The following is a 328-nucleotide window of genomic DNA, read 5'->3' on the forward strand; positions in this document are numbered from 1 at the left end:
CTGGTCGGCGAAGCTGATCTTCAGCACCAGCACGAACGGCAGCGCGAAGAACACGGCAAGCCACAGGAACGGCACGCCGATCGCGACGCTGCGGCCCGACGGCAGGAAGCGCTGCAGCATCGCGAAGCGGCCCGGGCGGGCGCGTCCGGCGCCGGCGCTCGCGGCGCCGGACGGTACCGGCGCGGACGGATTGGAGGCGGAGGTTCTCATCGTGGCGTCCTCACTGCGTCAGCACGACGCCGCTGGCCGGCGACCACGACACGAACACGTCGTCGTTCCACGCCGGTGCGTTGTCGTTCATCAGGTGCGAGCTCGACAGGTTCGACAC

The 328-nt window shown here is 70.1% G+C and carries 1 pseudogene; it reads right to left on the reverse strand.

Annotated elements, in window-relative coordinates:
- A pseudogene (locus G3N93_RS41345) lies at window positions 1–210 on the reverse strand (putrescine ABC transporter permease PotH); the annotation flags it as partial.
- Window positions 211–328: the final 118 nt, after the last annotated feature.

Source organism: Burkholderia sp. Se-20378 (genome assembly GCF_017104665.1).
Classification (GTDB): Bacteria; Pseudomonadota; Gammaproteobacteria; order Burkholderiales; family Burkholderiaceae; genus Burkholderia; species Burkholderia lata.